A 17,013-nucleotide genomic window follows, 5' to 3' on the forward strand; every position below is an offset into this window, starting at 1 on the left:
GCGGGTGATCCCCGCGGCCGTCGGAGCACCCAAGGCGGTGCTCCATGCCTCTAGTTTGTTGTCAGGGCGGCCCTGCCTTCGCGGCGCGGCCGCCTTGTTCATCATCCACCATCGGCTGAAAAGTCCGGAGCTGCGCGGGTGGCGAAATTGGTAGACGCACCAGGTTTAGGTCCTGACGCCAGCAATGGTGTGGGGGTTCGAGTCCCCCCCCGCGCACCAGCATCCTTCATTTGGAAGAGATTCACACCATGACCGTGAACGTTGAAACCCTCGAGAAGCTCGAGCGCAAGATCACCCTGACGCTCCCCGTGGAGACGATCCAGGCGGAAGTCGATTCGCGGCTCAAGCGGCTGGCCCGCACCGTCAAGATGGACGGCTTCCGTCCGGGCAAGGTGCCCATGAGCGTCGTGGCCCAGCGCTACGGCTACTCGGTGCAGTACGAGGTGATGAACGACAAGGTCGGCCAGGCCTTCTCGCAGGCCGCCAACGAGGCCAAGCTGCGCGTCGCCGGCCAGCCCACCATCACCGAGAAGGAAGGCGCCCCTGAAGGCCAGGTGGCCTTCGACGCCGTCTTCGAGGTCTACCCCGAAGTCAAGATCGGCGACCTGGCCGAAGCCGAGGTCGAGCGCGTCTCGACCGAAGTGACCGACGAGGCCATCGACCGCACCGTCGACATCCTGCGCAAGCAGCGCCGCACCTTCGGCCTGCGCTCGCAGGACAGCGCCGCGGCCGACGGCGACCGCGTGACGGTCGACTTCGAAGGCAAGATCGACGGCGAGCCCTTCCAGGGCGGCAAGGCCGAGGACTTCCAGTTCATCGTCGGCGAAGGCCAGATGCTCAAGGAGTTCGAGGACGCCGTGCGCGGCATGAAGGTCGGCGACAGCCGCACCTTCCCGCTGGCCTTCCCTGCCGACTACCACGGCAAGGACGTGGCGGGCAAGCAGGCCGACTTCATGGTCACCGTCAAGAAGATCGAGGCCGCCAACCTGCCCGAGATCGACGAGGCTTTCACCAAGTCCCTGGGCATCGGCGAAGGCACGGTCGAGGCGCTGCGTGACGACATCCGCAAGAACCTCGAGCGCGAAGTCAAGTTCCGCCTGCTGGCGCGCAACAAGACGGCCGTGATGGACGCGCTGCTGGCCAAGTCCGAGCTGGACCTGCCCAAGTCGGTGGTCCAGTCCGAGATCGACCGCATGGTCGAAGGTGCCCGCGCCGAGCTCAAGCAGCGCGGCATCAAGGATGCCGACAAGGCCCCGATCCCCGCCGACGTGTTCCGTCCGCAGGCCGAGCGCCGCGTGCGCCTGGGCCTGGTGGTGGCTGAGCTGGTGCGTGCCAACAGCCTCGAAGCCAAGCCCGAGCAGATCAAGGCCCACATCGAAGAGCTGGCCTCCAGCTACGAGAAGCCGGCCGACGTGGTGCGCTGGTACTACGGCGACAACCGCCGCCTGGCCGAGGTCGAGGCCGTGGTCATCGAGAACAACGTGACCGAGTTCGTCCTGGGCAAGGCCAAGGTCAGCGACAAGGCCGTCGGCTTCGACGAGCTGATGCAGCAGCAAGGTTGATTGCCTTCTGATCGTTCCTTCGTGGGGCTTGTGCCGTGCGGCACAGGCCCCATTTGCTTTCCAGCACCGGCTTCGCGGGCGGCAATGTCCGTCGCCTGAAACCCGGCATGCGGCGCAGTACAGTTGCGCCATCTTTTGCGGAGAAACCCAATGAGTGCACAGGAAACCCAAGCCCTCGGCCTGATCCCGATGGTCATCGAGCAGTCGGGCCGTGGCGAGCGGTCCTTCGACATCTACTCGCGCCTGCTCAAGGAGCGCGTCGTGTTCCTGGTGGGCGAGGTCAACGACCAGACCGCCAATCTGGTGGTCGCGCAGCTGCTGTTCCTGGAAAGCGAGAACCCCGACAAGGACATCTCGCTGTACATCAACTCGCCGGGTGGCAGCGTGACGGCCGGCATGTCGATCTTCGACACCATGCAGTTCATCAAGCCTGACGTGTCGACCATGTGCCTGGGCTTCGCGGCCAGCATGGGTGCCTTCCTGCTGGCGGCGGGTGCGCCGGGCAAGCGTTATTCGCTGCCCAACTCCAAGGTCATGATCCACCAGGTGCTGGGCGGTGCCCGCGGCCAGGCCACGGACATCGAGATCCAGGCACGGGACATCCTGCGTACCAAGGACCAGATGAACCGCATCCTGGCCGAGCGCACGGGTCAGCCGCTGGAGAAGATCAAGAACGACACCGAGCGTGACTACTACATGACCGCCGACGAAGCCAAGGACTACGGCATCGTCGACCAGGTCATCTCGCGGCGCGGCTGATGCGGGCGCACCGGCGTCAATGCCGGTGTCCGTCCTAGGAAAAACGGCGTTTTTCCCTGCGGAAAACGCCGTTTTTCCTTTCGCTATCATTGGTTCATTACTGTTTTGGGCATCCGTTCATGGCCGAGAAAAAAGGCTCTTCCAGCGAGAAAACGCTTTATTGCTCCTTCTGCGGCAAGAGCCAGCACGAGGTCAAGAAGCTGATCGCCGGCCCTTCCGTTTTCATCTGCGACGAGTGCATCGACCTGTGCAATGAAATCATCCGCGATGAACTGCCCGCGGGCGGCGATGCGCGCGAGCAGGGCCGCGGCGATCTGCCGACGCCGACCGAGATCAAGGGCAACCTCGACAACTACGTGATCGGCCAGGAGGCTGCCAAGCGCATGCTCGCGGTGGCGGTCTACAACCACTACAAGCGCCTCAAGCACAAGGAACGGGCCAAGGGCGAGGACGTCGAGCTGTCCAAGAGCAACATCCTGCTCATCGGTCCGACCGGCTCGGGCAAGACGCTGCTGGCCCAGACGCTGGCCCGCCAGCTCGACGTGCCTTTCGTCATGGCGGACGCCACCACGCTGACCGAGGCGGGCTACGTGGGCGAGGACGTCGAGAACATCATCCAGAAGCTGCTGCAGAGCTGCAATTACGACGTCGAACGTGCCCAGCGTGGCATCGTCTACATCGATGAGATCGACAAGATCTCGCGTAAGTCCGACAACCCGAGCATCACCCGCGACGTGTCGGGCGAGGGCGTCCAGCAGGCGCTGCTCAAGCTGATCGAAGGCACCATGGCCAGCGTGCCGCCGCAGGGCGGGCGCAAGCATCCCAACCAGGACTTCCTGCAGATCGACACGACCAACATCCTGTTCATCTGCGGCGGCGCCTTCGCCGGCCTGGAGAAGGTGATCGAAGCGCGTACCGAGGCGTCGGGCATCGGCTTCGGCGCCTTGGTGCGCAGCAAGCAGCAGCGCAGCCTGACCGAGGTGTTCGGCGAGGTGGAGCCCGAGGACCTGATCAAGTTCGGCCTCATTCCGGAGCTGGTCGGCCGTCTGCCGGTGGTGGCTTCGCTGGCCGAGCTGAGCGAGGACGCGCTGGTGCAGATCCTGACCGAGCCGCGCAACGCCGTCGTCAAGCAGTTCGCCAAGCTGCTGCAGATGGAAGGCGTGGAGCTGGAGGTGCGTCCGGCCGCGCTGCGCGCCGTGGCCCGCAAGGCGCTGGCACGCAAGACCGGTGCGCGCGGCCTGCGCTCCATCCTTGAAGGTGCCCTGATCGACACCATGTTCGATCTTCCCACGGCGTCCAACGTGGAAAAGGTGGTGGTCGACGAGTCGACCATCGAAGAAAACAAGGCGCCGCTTCTCGTCTATCGCGAGGCGGCCAAGAAGGCCTGAAGAGGAACACCATGTCCGGTCACATTCCCCTGCCGTCCGATCCCATCGATCTGCCGCTGCTTCCGCTGCGCGATGTGGTGGTGTTCCCTCACATGGTCATTCCGCTGTTCGTGGGTCGGCCCAAGAGCATCAAGGCGCTCGAGCTTGCCATGGAGGCCGAGCGCCGCATCATGCTGGTCGCGCAGAAGGCCGCCGCCAAGGACGAGCCCTCGGTCGACGACATGTTCGAAGTGGGTTGCGTCTCGACCATCCTGCAGATGCTGAAGCTGCCCGATGGCACCGTGAAGGTGCTGGTCGAAGGCCAGCAGCGCGCCCGCGTGGCCCGCATCGAAGACAGCCAGACGCATTTCTCGGCCAATGTGGTGCCGCTCGAGGCCGCCGGTGCCGCGGGCACCGAGGTCGAGGCGCTGCGCCGCGCGGTGATGCAGCAGTTCGACCAGTACGTCAAGCTGAACAAGAAAATCCCGCCCGAGATCCTCACGTCCATCGCCAGCATCGACGATGCCGGCCGCCTGGCCGACACCATTGCGGCCCACCTGCCGCTCAAGCTGGACAACAAGCAGGCCGTGCTCGACCTGTCCAACGTGCAACAGCGTCTTGAAAGCCTGTTCTCGCAGCTGGAGCGCGAGGTCGACATCCTGAACGTCGACAAGAAGATCCGCAGCCGCGTGAAGCGGCAGATGGAAAAGAACCAGCGCGACTTCTACCTGAACGAGCAGGTCAAGGCCATCCAGAAGGAACTGGGCGAGGGCGAGGACGGCGCGGACATCGAGGAGATCGAAAAGAAGATCATCGCCGCCAAGATGCCCAAGGACGCCCGCAAGAAGGCGGACGCCGAGCTCAAGAAGCTCAAGCTCATGTCGCCCATGTCGGCCGAGGCGACGGTGGTGCGCAACTACATCGATGTGCTGGTCGGCCTGCCCTGGAGCAAGAAGACCAAGATCAAGCACGATCTGGCGAACGCCGAGACGGTGCTCAATGAGGACCACTATGGCCTCGAGAAGGTCAAGGACCGAATCCTCGAGTACCTCGCGGTTCAGCAGCGCGTTGACAAGGTCAAGGCGCCGATCCTGTGCCTCGTGGGCCCGCCCGGTGTGGGCAAGACCTCGCTGGGGCAGTCCATCGCGAAAGCGACGGGCCGCAAGTACGTCCGCATGGCGCTGGGCGGCATGCGCGACGAGGCCGAGATCCGCGGCCATCGCCGCACCTACATCGGCGCGCTGCCGGGCAAGGTGCTGCAGAGCCTGAACAAGGTGGGCACGCGCAATCCGCTGTTCCTGCTGGACGAGATCGACAAGCTGGGCACGGATTTCCGTGGCGACCCGTCGTCGGCCCTGCTCGAGGTGCTCGATCCGGAGCAGAACCACACCTTCGGCGACCACTACGTCGAGGTCGATTTCGACCTGTCGGACGTGATGTTCGTCGCGACGTCGAACTCCATGAACATCCCGCCGGCGCTGCTGGACCGGATGGAAGTCATCCGCCTGTCGGGCTACACCGAGGACGAGAAGACCAGCATCGCACTGAAGTACCTGCTGCCCAAACAGATGGGCAACAACGGCGTGAAGGACGACGAACTGCTGGTGACGGAAGACGCGGTGCGCGACATCGTGCGCTACTACACCCGCGAGGCCGGTGTGCGTTCGCTGGAGCGTGAGCTCTCCAAGATCTGCCGCAAGGTGGTCAAGGGCCTGCTGCTGAAGAAGCTCACGCCCAAGGTCACGGTCGACAGCGAGAACCTCCATGACTTCCTGGGTGTGCGCAAGTACAACTTCGGCCGCGCCGAGCAGCAGAACCAGGTGGGCCAGGTGGTCGGCTTGGCGTGGACCGAGGTGGGCGGCGACCTGCTGACCATCGAAGTTGCCACCGTGCCCGGCAAGGGCGTCATCACCCGGACCGGTTCGTTGGGCGACGTGATGAAGGAGTCGGTCGAGGCTGCCCGCACGGTGGTGCGCAGCCGCGCCCGCCGCCTGGGGATCAAGGACGAGCTGTTCGAGAAGAAGGACATCCACATCCACGTGCCCGACGGCGCGACGCCCAAGGACGGCCCGAGCGCCGGTATCGCGATGACGACGGCGCTGGTCTCGGCGCTCACGGGCATCCCGGTGCGCAGCGACGTGGCGATGACCGGCGAGATCACTTTGCGCGGGGAAGTGACGGCCATTGGCGGCCTGAAGGAAAAGCTGCTGGCGGCCCTGCGTGGCGGCATCAAGACCGTGCTGATCCCCGAGGAGAACGCCAAGGACCTGCAGGACATTCCCGAGAACGTGAAGAACGGCCTCGAGATCGTGCCGGTCAAGTGGATCGACAAGGTGCTCGAGGTGGCGCTCGAAAAGCAGCCCACGCCGCTGTCGGACGAGGAGGTCGCCGCGTCCGCTGCCGCCATGGCCGAGCTGTCCAAGCAGCGCGCGGGGGAGCCCCGCACCGAGGGTTCGATCAAGCACTGAAGAATTTCGGGCCAACGCTTGCGTTGGCCCGAAAAAGAGCCCTATAATCTAAGGCTCGGTTCTGCGGGAATAGCTCAGTTGGTAGAGCGCAACCTTGCCAAGGTTGAGGTCGACGGTTCGAGACCGTTTTCCCGCTCCAGTTTTAAGGAGGAAGCCGCAAGGCTTCTTCCAGCGTCCGATCAAGACGCGGGAATAGCTCAGTTGGTAGAGCGCAACCTTGCCAAGGTTGAGGTCGACGGTTCGAGACCGTTTTCCCGCTCCAAGTTTTGATCTACAGACTTCCACTGACGTCTGTAAGTCATTGAAATTAGGGGCTTCGGCCCCTTTTTTCATTCCAGCCAAAGCCACGGAAATCCACCGACAGCCAGCGTTTTTGAGGCCAAAATTGAGGCCAGAGAATGCGGGTGGTGCCGGTTCCGGGTTGTTGCTGGGGTTGGATCGGGATGACCAGCAGCATTGAGCCTAAGTCTCACGACTTAGGAGTTTGATGATGGCACTCTCTGATCTGACCGTGCGGCAAGCCAAGGCCGCCAAGAAAACCTACAGCATCCCCGATACCGATGGCCTCGGCCTGGTGGTCGCCCCCACCGGCGGCAAATCGTGGCACCTGCGCTACTACTGGCTCGGCAAGCAAAAACGCATATCCCTGGGCAACTATCCCGAGATCGGCCTGCGCGAAGCCCGCACCTTGCGCGACGAAGCCAGGGCGCTCCTGGCCCAAGGCATCAACCCCCACACCGACCGCAAGCAGAAACGGCATGCGGTCAAGCTGGCCTCGGACTACACATTCAAGGCAGTCTTCGATGCTTGGGTCGAGCACCGCGCCAAGGAACTCAAGGAAGGCCGGAACAGCACACTGTCGCAGATCAAGCGGATCTTCGAGAAAGACGTGCTGCCCAGCCTCAAGCAGATGTCGATCTATGACATTCGCAGGCCGCAACTCCTGGGCGTCCTGGCGCGGATCGAGAAGCGCGAGGCCTTCACCACTGCCGAAAAGGTCCGGACCTGGCTGGGGCAGCTATTCCGCTATGCGCTCGTCATCGTCGAGGGCATGGAGGCCAATCCGGCCACGGACCTGGACGTAGTGGCCGAGCCCAAGCCCGCGGTGACCCATAACCCCTACCTGCACCTGCCCGAGCTTCCCGAGTTCCTCCAGAAGCTCAGGCTCTACAACCCGCGCGGCTGGCAAACCCAGCTCGGTATCCGCCTGCTGTTCTTGACCGGCGTGCGCACCGGCGAACTGCGGCTGGCGACCCCGGATCAGTTCGACCTCGACCGTGGGCTTTGGATCATCCCCCCGCAGATCGTCAAGCAGCTTCAGGACGAGATGCGCAAAGCGGGGAAGCGGCCGCAGGACGTACCGCCCTACATCGTGCCGCTGTCCCTTCAGGCCATCGAGATCGTGCGCTACCTCCTGGGGGTGATGCGGCCCGCCCAGCGCCACCTGCTGACGCACCGCAGCGAACTCAAGAAGCGCATCAGCGAGAACACGCTCAACGCCGCCTTGAAGCGGATGGGCTACGAGGACAAACTGACCGGCCACGGTATTCGTGGAACCATCTCGACGGCACTCAACGAGATCGGCTATCCCAAGATTTGGGTGGACGCGCAGCTTTCGCATTCCGACCCAAACAAGGTGAGTTCGGCCTACAACCACGCCAAGTACGTGGAACCGCGCCGCCGGATGATGCAGGACTGGGCCGACCGCCTCGACTTGCTCGAACAGGGCCAAGTCGAAGCGGCCAGCGCGCACCTCACTATCCACATCGAGGGCGTACCGGCCATGGCGGAGGAGGACAAGCCCGACGCCATCGTTGCAGCTTCCTCTGCGCCTCCCGTTCCGCCGGTGGTGGCCACCCCCATCGTCGTGACGCCGAACGAAGGGGGCATCACCTTCCAACGGTTGTCGCAGGTGCCGCCATCCCCGACTCATGCGCCAGAACCCGAGGTGTCGGCCATCCAGCGCGAGCGCGAGGAAATGCTGGCCATCTACGAATCGCCGAGCAGTCTGCCGGTGCCCCTGTTCGGCAAGTTGGCTGGAAAGTCCAAGGACCAGATCAACCGCGAGTTGAAGGCGGGCAAGCTGCTCTCCATCAGCCTGGGCAACCGGGGGCAGCGAGTTCCCGATTGGCAACTGGTGCCGCTCAAACACAAGCTGGCCCAGGTGCTCATGCGCCAGTACCCCCAGGCGGATTCATGGGAGCTTTACCGCATGCTGACCCAGCCACATCCCGACCTGGGTGACCGCGCGGCCATCGACATCGTGACGCCAAGCAATCTGGGCATGGTGGTACAGATCATCGCAGGCAGCGAGCCACATGCGAATGCTCCCGAGGTCGTACCGCCGCGGCCTATCTCCGAAGAGGTGCGCCAGAGTGTTCGCCGGCTGATGGAGAGCGCTGTCGCCTTGGACGGCGCATAGGGTTACAGCCCTCGCGGGGGCCTTACGGCCCCCGCGCTACATCTGCACCGCCTGCATGAGTTCGCTCAGCACGCTGTGCGGGAGCGAAGGACACGGCGCCGGTATGCGCCGTCGAGAAATCGAGCAGACGATCATGCATGTCCAGCAGATCGCCGGACGCCTGGCGTCTGCACATCAGGGAACGCTCAGCGCGGGCGCGCTATCGGGTATTCGATTGGACTGCACTATCCTTGGCTACCTGCATCGCTCTGCGCTCGAACCGCTCAGAAACCGCGTTAGTTCGTCCTTTGAGGCGCTGCAGATGAGTCACGACCTCGTAGGGCCCCTCGGCCAGCGGCCGGGCGGTGATCCCCCATGCATCAGCGCGCTCGATGCGCGATTGCGCGGTGATCCCGACACCATAGCCAGCGCCGACCCATAGCGCCAACATGTCGAACGAGGTCACATGCTGGACGCTCTGCCGGCTTAAAGACGGGAGGGATGACAGCCGCTGATCCAGTAGTGAGCAGCTTTCTGCCGGCCAGCGAAACACGGGGTAGTCCAAAAGTTCGGCGATCGTAAGCTTTGTCTGGGCGAGCAAGGGGGACCACAATGGCATGGCAACAGCGATGTTCTCGATCCACAAGGGTTGGCTTTTCAGAGACGGAGCGCTTACGGCCCGAAGCGACATTCCTGCGTCGTAACGACCTTCATCAATGCCCGTCACCAGGTCGTCACTTGATGTCTCAAAGAACGCGATAGTGATTTCCGGCTCTTCCGCGCGTTGCAGGGCGAGAAGCGAGGAGAAGCATGAGGATGGCACCCCAGGTGCTATCGCAAGCCTGAGATGGGGAAACTGGCTGGTGGCATCATGCATGCGAGCCCCCAAAAAGTGTTCTGGCCGAGTAGGTGAACTTGCATCGTGGTCAAGAGTGAAGTTTAACGCCGTTATCTTTAACGTGGTTAATTTTGGCAGATTGTTTGACGCTTCTGCTAATGCAGAAATCAACCATTCAGCCAGGCCGTCCTTCTGGCACAACAACGTATGAATCCGCAGCGGCGACAGCTTTCGGACAGGCCGTGCGCGCTGCGCGCGTCGCACAAGGAGTCGCGCAAGACGAGTTCGCATCTCGGGCAGGCATTTCGCGCTCGCACATGGGCAAGATCGAGCGTGGAGAGCACGTGCCCACGCTGCCCCTCATACTGAAAATTTCAGTAGCACTTGGGATAAGCGCGGCTGAATTGATGGCGGCCACCGAGCGCAATCTTCGTGCCGAAACCGATCTTTGAGGGTGTCTGCCAGCGGGGCCTTCAGCCGCTCGCAGAGTCACGTAGGCGAACGATGAACCGCTCCAGCGAAGCCGACAAATCACTGCTGTCGGCCCGCAGCAAGTAAGTCGTGATGACGGCTGAATCGATGGCCAGGGGACGGATCACCACGTCCGGGCGTTGGCAAACCGGAATCTTGCTCGCCGCGAGAAAGCCGATACCGTAACCAGCACCGACCAAGGTGAGCATCATGTCCAGCGAGGACACCTCCTCGACGACGTTCAACTTGTGCTCAAGCACCTGCAGCAGTCGTGTCAGTTCCCGGCAGTAGCCCTCGCACGCATGGGGATCGCACAAGACCAGTGGATGGATCCCGACTTCTTGGAGCGGGACCTTTTTGTGGGCGAGCAGTGCGTGCCGTGCCGGCACGGCAATGACCAATGGATCTCGCCAGATGGGCTCAGCCCGTATGTCGTCGCCGACGTCGGCCGTATGCGCGAATCCGATCATGAAATCCCCGGACCGCAGGCCGCGCAACTGCTCGGCCAGCGGAACCTCGGACAGCCGTATCTCGATCTCCGGCTCCTCCGCGCGGCACCGGGCCAGAAATGCCGACAGGCGAGCATCGATTGCCCCGTCGGAAATCGCGATGCGCAGACTGCCTCGCAAACCTGCTGCCACGGCCTGGGCGTTTTCGCGTGCCTGTTCGAGCACGGTGAACAATCTGCGGATATCTTGAAGAAAGACAACACCCGCCGACGTCAGCACGGTTCCACGGCGGTTCCGGTCGAACAGCACGACCCCTAGCTCGTCCTCCAGTTCTTTGATGGCACGGGACAAGGGGGGCTGTTCGATGTGCAGGCGCTCGGCGGCGCGCGTGAAATGCAACTCTTCAGCCAGGGCCATGAAATAGCGCAGATGTCGTAATTCCATGGTCTCAGCCCCCCCATGCCGAACCGGCAGTCGCGTGCTACGCCCGTATGTAGATCCATCCCGCTTGCTGCATGCGCGCCATCTCGATAACAGCAGGCCCGTCCAGTACTTCGAGCGGCTCTCTGTTGTCCCTGCCGATCCGCGAAAGTGTGTTCGGGCATACCCAGGTGAGCGCGTCGAGGTCGGAAGGTGCCGTGTCCAGGGCGGCGGCGACGGCTTGCGCGTTCGCAACGATGCGCACATCGGCATCGGGCGCCGCGCGCTTGAGATTGGTTGCATTGCTTCGCGCACGCTCAAAGGCTTCTGCCGTCGGTGCGTGGAGGATCACTTTCAATGTGGGGCGCTGGGTGTCTTGGGTCATGGTCGGTCGGTGGTGCAGTCAGAAGGGTTGTTCACGGGCGCATCTGCTGGGATGCGGATTTCAAGGCGCTTTGCAGCATCTCCTCGATGGAGGGGTGGTAGTACGGCATGGCCAGCAGATCGTTGACGGTCTGCTTCGCCTGGATCGCCCAAGCGATCAGGTGCGCCAGGTGCTCGCCTTGCGTCAGGAGCATGCTGGCACCGAGCAAGGCGCCTGAGCCGGGGTCGGCATAGATGTGCAGCAGGTTTTCCGGAGCACCAAGAATCTTGGAGCGCCCGTTGCCGCTGCCTTCCGCGGTGCCGACGACCGCGCCTTCCTGCACCGCCGCCTCGTAGGTCATGCCGACTGCGCACGCATCCGGGTCGGTGAACAGGATCGTGATCGGCACGCGCCGGGATGCGCCCGGCCAACTTTCGCCGCGCAAGCTCGCCAGTGCGGCTTGCGCTGCCATCTGACCCTCGTCCGCGGCCTCGTGCATCAGAGGGCGATCCGGCTGCACATCGCCTGCGAAGAAAATCGGCACCTGGGACGGCCCGCAGGCCTGCATGGTCGCGGGGTCGATGCTCGGTCGGCCAGCCTGATCCAAGGAGATGCCGGCCGCGGCGAGATCGAGCGCCTCGGTATTGGGTTGTCGTCCCGTCACGACGAGAAGCCGATCCACGAGCGCGTCGCGCTCGCCGGCGCGCATGCGCACCTGGTCGCCTTCAAGGCTGACTTCGACGGCGGCGCCCAACCACATCGGCAACTCGGTCTCGAACCTGGCGATCGCCCGCTCCAGGACATCGGGGTCCTGGATGCCGCCGATGGCGTCTTTCTGGTCTGCCGCGACCACCTGCACATCCAAGCGAGACAGGGCCAGGCCGAGTTCCAGCCCGATGGCGCCCAGTCCCAGGATTCCCATCCGTGCGGGCAGGACGCCCAGGTCGAACAGGGTATCGGTGGTCAGGATGCGGGAGGCAACGCCGTCGAGCGCTTTGGGGACCACCGGGCGAGAGCCCGTCGCCACGATGAAGGCGCTGGCCTCGATCCGTTGTTCACCTGCCTGCAAGATGCCCGGCGCGACGAAGCGCGCTTCGGCCATGATCAGGCTCTCGCCAGCCGCCTTGCGCGTGCGCTCCGCGGCGGCGCCGGCCAGCGCATCCCTGGTCTGGCGGGCGTGGGACCATAAGGCCTGCGGCCCTTGGGTCGATGGCGTGGCGCTCGCTGCCAGTGCCTTGGCGACCTTCCAGTGCATGCCGGCATGCAGGGCCGCCTTCGAGGGCATGCATCCGACGCGCGCGCAGGTCGTCCCCAATGGCCCCCGATCGATCAGAACCACCTGTTTGCCTGTCGCTTTCAGCGCATGGAATGCGGTGCTGCCAGCGGTTCCCGCGCCAATGATGGCGACATCTACTTTCCTTGTCTGCATTGAATTTTCCCGTCCACAATCAATTAATCGAACATCGGACCTCTAGCCAACATTGCGCATGAGCATGAGGGCCGCCACGGCCACGCAGGTGATCGAAAACACCCGCTGGAGCATCTTTGAGGGAATCCTGCGTGCCAGAACACGGCCGAGCGACATGCCCACGAGCGCCGTGAGAACGAATGTCCAGGCGGGCGCGGTGAGCGTCATGCCATGACTCCACGCGATGAACACGGTTACAGCGGACAGCAGCGCGATCACCATGAGCGAGGTCGCGACGATGCTGTGCATGCGCAGCTCGCTGAAATGCGCCAGAGCCGGGACGATGATGAATCCGCCGCCCACCCCCAACATGCCCGTGGCCAAACCGGAGACGATGCCGATGCTCCCCAGCGTGGTCGCTGTTCGCACGTTCCAGACGAAGCGGCCGGTGTCCTTGGAGATCTTGCAGACCCGGGCTGGCTCGTCAGCCAGATCGTCCTGCGTCTGGCTGCCGCGAGATGACATGAACATCCGGTAGGCCACCACGAGCATGATGGCGACGAAGATCAGGTTCAGCCATCGAGGCGAAAGCCAGTGGGCAAACTGCACGCCCAGCGGAGCCGTCACGGCGCCGGCAGCCGCCAACATCATCGCTGCCTTGTACCGAACTACCCCCTGGCGCAAGCCCTGCAAAGCGCCCAGGGTCGCCGCTGCTCCCACGGCGAGCAGCGCCACGGGCGCGGCCTGACGGATGTCCATGCCCAGGCCGAACACCAGCGCCGGCACCGCGAAGATGCCGCCGCCGGCGCCAGTCAATCCCAGCACGGCTCCGATGATGAGGCCCAGCACTCCACCCGTCAGCGAGAGCATAGTGAATGATCCTTTGTGCAATTTCCGTTGAGCAGCCTGAGATGCGGGCTGAGAGAAGCGGCCATCAGGTTCGGCGCCTGGGCGGCTGGTTCAGCGCGGCCCCAGCACTTCACCCAATTGCGCCCCTCGCGGCATGCCGTTGTACTTCTTGAGGATCCCATTGGGGCCGCGTACAACGATGCCGGGCGTCCCCCGGAAGCCGGTGCTCGCCATGAGTGCCAGGTTGTCATCGAGGATCTTGCGCACATCGGCAGGCACGCTCTTGGCTGGCGTAATCCCGCCCTGGCCAAACTGCCGCTCGTTCGTCAACAACGCCGCACTCCGGTCAGGCGCGCCAAGAATGGCCGCGGCTTTGGCCGGGCTGTCATCCTTGATGATGCCTACCAGAATGTGCCGCAACTGGACCTTGCCGGAATCCACCCAGGGGCGTGCAGCTTCCCAGAAGGCGTTGCAATAGGGGCAGTTGGCATCGCTGAAGGTGTAGATGACGCGCGGCGCATCTGCCTTGCCGTCCAGCACCCAGGTGGACGACTGCAGCTGCGACCATTCCTTGTCGCTGACCGGCTTGGCGGCCAGCTTTTCCAGGTCCGCTTCGTCCATTGGCTCGCCCTTGGCGTTCAGGCGAGTTCCCACGATGGCATTGCCATCGCTCGTGATGTACACGGCAATGGGCCGGTCACCCGCGACGGCAGCGAAGGCGCGCAGACCGCCGCCGACCTTGAATTCCTGCGTGACGGTCAGGCCCTGACCTTCCAGCGCCTTGAGGACGGCCGGCTTGTCAGCCGTCTCTGCCTTGCTGCAGCCGGTGACCACCATGAAGCTGGCGGCCAGCAGGAACGAAATGTGCGAGCGTTGTGCAAACATGGTTACTCCTTGTCTGTCTTGATCTGTTGGGCTGGCGCGAATCGGCGCGACACCGTGTGTTTGAGGCTGGCCATCGTGAGTTCGCCCAGATGGGTATCCACCAGGCGTCCTTGCTCATCGAAGAACAAGGTGGTGGGCAGGCCTCGCGATGCGACGGCCTGCATGGTCTGGGAAGCGGGGTCGAGCAGCACATCCTTGAGATGCAGGCGTTCGCTCTCAAGAAAGGCGCGGGCTTGCTGGGCGCTCTCTCCCTGGTTGACCATGACAAAAGCGATATCGGGATACTGCGCTTGTGCCTGCTCGAACACCGGCATCTCGCGACGGCATGGTGGACACCACGACGCCCAGAGGTTGAGCACGACGGGCCGCCCAGCATAGGAATTCAGGACGACTGGCTGTTCATCGAGCGTTGCGAGCGTCAACGCTGGCAACGGCGGTGCCGAGCGCTGCAGCAGAGCCAGTACGCCCCCGGTAGCAAACCAGGCTGCGAGTCCGACCGCAACTCCCGCCAATACAGGCCGGCGCAATGCCCGAACCGCACGGGTGCGCCACCAGATGAGCGCCAGCGCTGCCAGGACACCGACCCACCACGAAAAGCCTTGGTCGCCAATGGAAATCATGGACATCGGCGACTGCGCGTACTCTTCCCACCATTGCGCGATGTAGCCGAGGCGAGCCGCCACAAACCCCACAAAAGCGGCGTCCAGCAACATTCCGCCGGCCGCCTTGTACGGAGAGTCGGGCAACCGCTTGGCAACCATGCGCGCCACCGCCCAGGCCAGCAGGACGGCCAGGAAGACGGCAACGACTTGGACGGAGAACGGACCTACGCTGATCATCAGGAACCTGCCTTGTCCAAGCGCACCAGGAAGGCGCGGGCATCGATCTCACCGACGACGCGCAGGTCCCGGCGTTCCGTACCGTCCGGGCCAACCAGAATGAGCGTGGGCGGCCCCATGACACCCCAATGCTTGAGCAAGGCCTGATCGGTCGCATCATTGCGCGTCACATCTGGTCGCACGACCTGCATCCGGGCCAGGCGGGACGCGACGGCGGGGTCGCCGAATACGTTGCGTTCGATCACATGGCAACTGACGCACCAGTCGGCGTAGAAGTCGATCAGGGTCCATTGGCCGCGCGAAGCGGCCTGTGCCAAATGCGCATCCACGTCCTCGACCGATTTCGCCTGCAGGTAAGCGACGCCGCCCGCCGCCGGTGCTGGCGAAGTCGAACCACCGCGCAGGTGGGCCAGCGGCTGCAATGCCGATTCGCCGCCAGAGGCCGCGCCGACCAGCATCAGGATGGACCACAAGCCGGCGAAGACGGCGCCGGACCGCAGCGACCATGCCAGCCGATGCTTCGCTGCCACGGCCTGGCCCCACGCGATCAGGCCAATCGCCACCGACAAGACCCATGCGCCCCACAGAACCAGGCTGACCGTGCCGGGCAGGAAGCGCGTCAGCATCATCACGGCCATGCCCACCATGACGTAGCCGAATGCCACGCGCACGCGGTCCATCCACGCGCCAGGCCGTGGCAGGACCCGGGCACCGAACACGGCGATGGCCAGCAGGGGCAGTCCCATGCCCAAACCCAGCGCGAACAAGGCCATGCCACCGTAGACCGCGCTGCCGGTCTGCCCGATGTACAGCAATGCGCCTGCCAATGGAGCGGTCATGCAAGGCCCGACCAGAAGCGCCGAGAGGAAGCCCAGCGCCGCCGCGCCGGAGATGCTCCCGCCCGAGCGATCTCTACCGGCGGATTCGACCCGATTGATCAGCGCCGAGGGCATCTGCAGCTCGAACAGGCCGAACAGTGAACTCGCCAGGACCAGGAACAAGGCTGCAAACGCTCCGAGCAGCCAAGGCGATTGCAGTGTGGCTTGCAGGTTGGCCCCGGCCAAGCCAGCGGCCACGCCCACCGCGGCGTAGGTGCCCGCCATCGCCAGGACATAGGACAGAGAGAGGAAGAAAGCCCGCCGCGGCTTGGCCTGGCTGCCGACGACCATGGTGGAGACGATGGGGATCATCGGGAGCGAGCATGGTGTGAAAGCGAGCAGCAAGCCGAAGCCAAAAAACAGCAGTGTTCCCCACACGGGGCCCAATGCTGCTAGGCGCTGCGCTGCCGCTTGATCCTCTGCCACCTCGGTAGCTCCGCCCAAGCTGACTGTGTTGGTGGAGGTCAAAGCCGAACTCCGCTGTACGGAGTCATTGCCGGTCGGGGATGTGCCGGCCACCACTGCCGGCAATGCCACATTCATGGTCTGCGGCGGATAGCAGATACCTGCCTCCGCGCACCCTTGCCAATGCAGTGTCAGCGGGCCGGGGGCGGTGGCGGGAAAGCGCAGATTGAGGGCATCGCCCGTATAGATTTCCGTATCGCCAAAGAATTCGTCGTGTTTGGCTGTTCCTGCCGGAAGCGTCAGGCTGACTTCATGGCCCTGCGCATCGACCAATTTGATGGCATGGCGATAAACGTAATAACCATCGGCGACATGCCCGGTGGCCGAGAACGAATCGCCCTGCTGCTGCGCAGGGTCCAGCTTAAAGACCTCTGTAACGTCCAGAAATTGACGTTCGCTACTATCCCTGGAGGAAAACAGACCATCCGCCCACGCACTGCCTACCGCACAACAACACAGTAGAAAGATCGCTACTACGCGCCGATAAATAGCCAAATCTGAGTCCTCCAAGCAAAGCTGCCTAGATCATGCGCCGACCCGATTAAGCGAAACTAAAGGCTAGCCGTATAGACTCAGAGCACAGAGATGCT

14 protein-coding genes and 3 tRNA genes are annotated in these 17,013 nt (G+C 63.6%); 9 read left to right on the forward strand and 8 right to left on the reverse strand.

The window, feature by feature from the left end; genetic code table 11:
- The first annotated feature begins 132 nt into the window (after positions 1–132).
- The 8 genes from L0984_RS11560 (at position 133) to L0984_RS11595 (ending at position 8,578) form a co-directional block, all read left to right on the forward strand.
- Positions 133–219, forward strand: a tRNA-Leu gene (locus tag L0984_RS11560).
- Between the two features lie 29 nt (positions 220–248).
- Positions 249–1,562, forward strand: a complete 1,314-nt coding sequence (gene tig, locus L0984_RS11565; RefSeq protein WP_043112358.1) for a trigger factor — start codon at positions 249–251, stop codon at positions 1,560–1,562.
- 150 nt (positions 1,563–1,712) lie between these two features.
- A complete protein-coding gene (gene clpP / locus L0984_RS11570) occupies positions 1,713–2,321 on the forward strand; it encodes an ATP-dependent Clp endopeptidase proteolytic subunit ClpP (RefSeq protein ID WP_234193869.1) in 609 nt (202 codons plus the stop codon).
- A gap of 119 nt (positions 2,322–2,440) precedes the next feature.
- Positions 2,441–3,709, forward strand: a complete 1,269-nt coding sequence (clpX, locus tag L0984_RS11575) for an ATP-dependent Clp protease ATP-binding subunit ClpX (RefSeq protein WP_234193870.1) — start codon at positions 2,441–2,443, stop codon at positions 3,707–3,709.
- Positions 3,710–3,720: 11 nt separating this feature from the next.
- A complete protein-coding gene (lon, locus tag L0984_RS11580) occupies positions 3,721–6,156 on the forward strand; it encodes an endopeptidase La (RefSeq protein WP_234193871.1) in 2,436 nt (811 codons plus the stop codon).
- 63 nt (positions 6,157–6,219) lie between these two features.
- Positions 6,220–6,295 (forward strand) — tRNA-Gly (locus tag L0984_RS11585).
- A gap of 47 nt (positions 6,296–6,342) precedes the next feature.
- A tRNA-Gly gene (locus tag L0984_RS11590) sits at positions 6,343–6,418 on the forward strand.
- Between the two features lie 228 nt (positions 6,419–6,646).
- Positions 6,647–8,578, forward strand: coding sequence for a tyrosine-type recombinase/integrase (locus tag L0984_RS11595; protein ID WP_004350679.1), 1,932 nt, complete (start codon positions 6,647–6,649; stop codon positions 8,576–8,578).
- 199 nt (positions 8,579–8,777) lie between these two features.
- On the opposite strand, the gene L0984_RS11600 is transcribed toward L0984_RS11595, so the two are convergent.
- Positions 8,778–9,434, reverse strand: a complete 657-nt coding sequence (locus L0984_RS11600; RefSeq protein ID WP_003149848.1) for a substrate-binding domain-containing protein — start codon at positions 9,432–9,434, stop codon at positions 8,778–8,780.
- A gap of 119 nt (positions 9,435–9,553) precedes the next feature.
- Here L0984_RS11600 and L0984_RS11605 point away from each other — a divergent pair, with 119 nt between their 5' ends.
- Positions 9,554–9,847: a helix-turn-helix domain-containing protein gene (locus tag L0984_RS11605; protein ID WP_003149846.1), complete on the forward strand. Its 294-nt coding sequence runs from the start codon at positions 9,554–9,556 to the stop codon at positions 9,845–9,847.
- Positions 9,848–9,868: 21 nt separating this feature from the next.
- Here the strand turns inward: L0984_RS11605 and L0984_RS11610 are convergent, their stop codons facing one another.
- The 7 genes from L0984_RS11610 to dsbD form a co-directional block, all read right to left on the reverse strand.
- On the reverse strand, positions 9,869–10,759 hold the full coding sequence (locus L0984_RS11610; protein ID WP_004350675.1) for a LysR family transcriptional regulator: 891 nt from the start codon (positions 10,757–10,759) through the stop codon (positions 9,869–9,871).
- Positions 10,760–10,796: 37 nt separating this feature from the next.
- A complete protein-coding gene (locus L0984_RS11615) occupies positions 10,797–11,120 on the reverse strand; it encodes a hypothetical protein (protein WP_003149844.1) in 324 nt (107 codons plus the stop codon).
- A gap of 31 nt (positions 11,121–11,151) precedes the next feature.
- Positions 11,152–12,528: a dihydrolipoyl dehydrogenase gene (locus L0984_RS11620; RefSeq protein WP_004350672.1), complete on the reverse strand. Its 1,377-nt coding sequence runs from the start codon at positions 12,526–12,528 to the stop codon at positions 11,152–11,154.
- Between the two features lie 42 nt (positions 12,529–12,570).
- Positions 12,571–13,377, reverse strand: a complete 807-nt coding sequence (locus tag L0984_RS11625; RefSeq protein WP_004350669.1) for a sulfite exporter TauE/SafE family protein — start codon at positions 13,375–13,377, stop codon at positions 12,571–12,573.
- Between the two features lie 90 nt (positions 13,378–13,467).
- A complete protein-coding gene (dsbG, locus tag L0984_RS11630; RefSeq protein WP_003149839.1) occupies positions 13,468–14,241 on the reverse strand; it encodes a thiol:disulfide interchange protein DsbG in 774 nt (257 codons plus the stop codon).
- A 2-nt stretch (positions 14,242–14,243) separates the two neighbouring features.
- Positions 14,244–15,080, reverse strand: coding sequence for a TlpA disulfide reductase family protein (locus tag L0984_RS11635; RefSeq protein WP_004350666.1), 837 nt, complete (start codon positions 15,078–15,080; stop codon positions 14,244–14,246).
- Positions 15,080–16,918 (reverse strand): protein-disulfide reductase DsbD, encoded by a 1,839-nt coding sequence (gene dsbD / locus L0984_RS11640; protein WP_129246461.1) that lies wholly within the window; start codon positions 16,916–16,918, stop codon positions 15,080–15,082. Before dsbD ends, L0984_RS11635 begins: the two co-directional genes overlap by 1 nt.
- Positions 16,919–17,013: the final 95 nt, after the last annotated feature.

Origin of the sequence: Pseudacidovorax sp. NFM-22, assembly GCF_021401245.1 — a bacterium.
Lineage (GTDB): Bacteria > Pseudomonadota > Gammaproteobacteria > Burkholderiales > Burkholderiaceae_C > Xenophilus.

Bases quoted from the DNA above. Each gene is read 5' to 3' on its own strand.
- tig (WP_043112358.1), top strand. From the start codon at position 249: ATGACCGTGAACGTTGAAACCCTCGAGAAGCTCGAGCGCAAGATCACC.
- clpP (WP_234193869.1), top strand. From the start codon at position 1,713: ATGAGTGCACAGGAAACCCAAGCCCTCGGCCTGATCCCGATGGTCATC.
- clpX (WP_234193870.1), top strand. From the start codon at position 2,441: ATGGCCGAGAAAAAAGGCTCTTCCAGCGAGAAAACGCTTTATTGCTCC.
- lon (WP_234193871.1), top strand. From the start codon at position 3,721: ATGTCCGGTCACATTCCCCTGCCGTCCGATCCCATCGATCTGCCGCTG.
- L0984_RS11595 (WP_004350679.1), top strand. From the start codon at position 6,647: ATGGCACTCTCTGATCTGACCGTGCGGCAAGCCAAGGCCGCCAAGAAA.
- L0984_RS11600 (WP_003149848.1), bottom strand. From the start codon at position 9,434: ATGCATGATGCCACCAGCCAGTTTCCCCATCTCAGGCTTGCGATAGCA.
- L0984_RS11605 (WP_003149846.1), top strand. From the start codon at position 9,554: ATGCAGAAATCAACCATTCAGCCAGGCCGTCCTTCTGGCACAACAACG.
- L0984_RS11610 (WP_004350675.1), bottom strand. From the start codon at position 10,759: ATGGAATTACGACATCTGCGCTATTTCATGGCCCTGGCTGAAGAGTTG.
- L0984_RS11615 (WP_003149844.1), bottom strand. From the start codon at position 11,120: ATGACCCAAGACACCCAGCGCCCCACATTGAAAGTGATCCTCCACGCA.
- L0984_RS11620 (WP_004350672.1), bottom strand. From the start codon at position 12,528: ATGCAGACAAGGAAAGTAGATGTCGCCATCATTGGCGCGGGAACCGCT.
- L0984_RS11625 (WP_004350669.1), bottom strand. From the start codon at position 13,377: ATGCTCTCGCTGACGGGTGGAGTGCTGGGCCTCATCATCGGAGCCGTG.
- dsbG (WP_003149839.1), bottom strand. From the start codon at position 14,241: ATGTTTGCACAACGCTCGCACATTTCGTTCCTGCTGGCCGCCAGCTTC.
- L0984_RS11635 (WP_004350666.1), bottom strand. From the start codon at position 15,080: ATGATCAGCGTAGGTCCGTTCTCCGTCCAAGTCGTTGCCGTCTTCCTG.